Below are 2352 nucleotides of genomic sequence, written 5' to 3' on the forward strand. Positions count from 1 at the left end.
ACACCCTGGTCGTGGGGACCGAACGCGAGCAGAACGTGCACAGCCGCAGCAAGATCCTGGTGACGGTGGGCGTGCCCAGCCTGTCGGCGGCAGCCCTGCGCGGCAGCGGCGATCTGAACATCGAGGGCGCGAGCGGCGCCTTCGAGCTCTCGCTCAGCGGCTCCGGTGATGTGCGCTTGGGTGGCGCCCAGTTGACGGCGCTTTCGGCGTCACTGGCCGGCTCGGGCGACGTGAAGCTGCAAGGGCGCGCCGACACCGCCAGCCTGTCGATCGCCGGCTCGGGGGACATCCATGCCGCCGAGCTGCTGACCCGCAGCACCAAGGTCAGCATCGCCGGCAGCGGCGACGCGGAAGTGCAGGCCAGCGAACTGCTCGACGTGAACATCGCGGGCTCGGGCGACGTCCGTTATGCCGGCTCGCCCCGGCTGCAGCGCCACCTCGCGGGCTCCGGCGAAGTCCGCCCTTTGCATTGACCTTGATCTAGTCGCAAGCACCATGGGCCAGTGCTGATCCACAATCCGATTTTTGATTGGCAGGGCCCTCACCGGCCCCGAGCAAGGCCATGAACCGCCCCTCTGTCTTCCCGCTCCGCTGGCTGCTGCTGCCACTGGCCCTGTCTGCACTGAGTGCCTGCACCGCCCCCACGCCCCATGTCCGGGTGGCGTTCCAGGTGGACGATGCGGGGCACTGCCAGATGAACGGTCAGGCCCTGGCCTGCGACCATGCCGGCGCCGAGGCATCGCGCCATTGGCAGGTGGCGCAGATCCACGCGGTGCTGCTGCCCTCCCCTCACGCCCCGCAGCCGGCCGTCCAGGCCCTCGATGACAGCCTGCGGGAGGCCCATGTGGCCCATGTGCAGTTCGGCGACCCGAGCACGTTCAAGTACGATCCCAACGAGAACGGCTTTCACATCTGACCTCGGGGCCGTCCCGAGGCGGCCGCTGCGCGTGCATGAGCAAACCCCAAGACCTCCGTGTGCGCCGTGTCGGCATCGACACCTGGCGCGAGAACGTGGCCTACCTGCACCGCAACTGCGCCGTGGTGCGCGCGGCCGGGTTCCAGGCCCTGTCCAAGGTGCTGGTCAAGGCCAATGGCGCGGCCATCAATGCCGTGCTCAATGTGGTGGACGACGACTGCATCGTCCAGCCCGATGAGCTGGGCCTGTCCGAGGAGGCCTTCGCTCGGCTGAACGTCGAGGCCGGCCACCCGGCCCATGTGCTGCCGGCCGAGCCGCCGCCCTCCCTGCCCGCGCTGCGGCGCAAGATCGCCGGTGAACGGCTGGACCGCAAGGACCTGCACGCCATCATCCGCGACGTGGCCCAGGCCCGCTACTCCAAGATCGAGCTGGCGGCCTTCGTGGTGGCCACCAACGGCTACGACCTGGAGCGCGACGAAGTCCTCTACCTCACCGAGGCCATGATCGACGCCGGGCGCCGCCTGGACTGGCAGCACGCGGTGCGCGGCGGCCCGGTGGTCGACAAGCACTGCATCGGCGGCATCCCGGGCAACCGCACCTCGATGCTGGTGGTGCCCATCGTCACCGCCCACGGCATGCTGTGCCCCAAGACCAGCTCGCGCGCCATCACCTCGCCGGCCGGCACGGCCGACACCATGGAAGTGCTGGCCGAGGTGGAACTGCCCTTCGAGCGCCTGCGCCACATCGTGCGGGACACCAACGGCTGCCTGGCCTGGGGCGGCACGGCCGGCCTGTCCCCGGCCGACGACATCCTGATCTCGGTGGAGCGCCCGCTGGCCATCGATTCGCCCGGACAGATGGTGGCCTCCATCCTCAGCAAGAAGATCGCCGCCGGCTCCACCCACCTGGTGCTGGACATCCCGGTGGGGCCCACCGCCAAGGTGCGTTCCATCGACGCCGCCCAGCGCCTGCGCAAGCTCTTCGAATACGTGGCCGGTGCGCTCAACCTGCACCTGGACGTGATGATCACCGACGGCAGCCAGCCCATCGGCCGCGGCATCGGCCCGGTGCTGGAGGCGCGCGACGTGATGCAGGTGCTGCGCAACGACCCCGAAGCCCCCATGGACCTGCGAGAGAAATCACTGCGCCTGGCCGGCCGCGTCATTGAGTTCGACCCCGATGTGCGCGGCGGTGACGGCTGGCGCATTGCCCGCGACATCCTCGAATCGGGCCGCGCGCTGGCGCAGATGGAGGCGCTGATCGACGCCCAGGGGCGCCGCGCCACCCCGCTGCCGCTGGGCGAACTGACCCACGAGGTCTGCGCCCCGCAGGCTGGCGTGGTCCGGGCCATCGACAACCTGGCACTGGCCCAGGTGGCCCGCCTGGCCGGCCCCCCCCGGTGCCCGGTGCCCGCGTGAACCTGCTGTGCAAGGTGG

At 70.3% G+C, this 2352-nt stretch carries 3 protein-coding genes; all 3 read left to right on the plus strand.

Translation table 11 applies throughout. The features are described 5' to 3' along the window. The coding region (locus I73_RS02895) for a head GIN domain-containing protein (protein ID WP_022979245.1) at positions 1–473 on the plus strand (473 nt) is incomplete at its 5' end. Positions 474–562: 89 nt separating this feature from the next. After that, positions 563–916 (plus strand): hypothetical protein, encoded by a 354-nt coding sequence (locus I73_RS02900; protein ID WP_022979246.1) that lies wholly within the window; start codon positions 563–565, stop codon positions 914–916. Positions 917–951: 35 nt separating this feature from the next. Continuing rightward, on the plus strand, positions 952–2334 hold the full coding sequence (locus tag I73_RS25625) for a thymidine phosphorylase family protein (RefSeq protein WP_022979247.1): 1383 nt from the start codon (positions 952–954) through the stop codon (positions 2332–2334). Positions 2335–2352 lie beyond the last annotated feature (18 nt).

Origin of the sequence: Ideonella sp. B508-1, from assembly GCF_000333615.1 — a bacterium.
Taxonomy (GTDB): Bacteria; Pseudomonadota; Gammaproteobacteria; order Burkholderiales; family Burkholderiaceae_C; genus Ideonella.

Excerpts from the sequence above, each read along its gene's own strand:
- I73_RS25625 (WP_022979247.1), top strand. The coding sequence starts at position 952 with ATGAGCAAACCCCAAGACCTCCGTGTGCGCCGTGTCGGCATCGACACC.
- I73_RS02900 (WP_022979246.1), top strand. The coding sequence starts at position 563 with ATGAACCGCCCCTCTGTCTTCCCGCTCCGCTGGCTGCTGCTGCCACTG.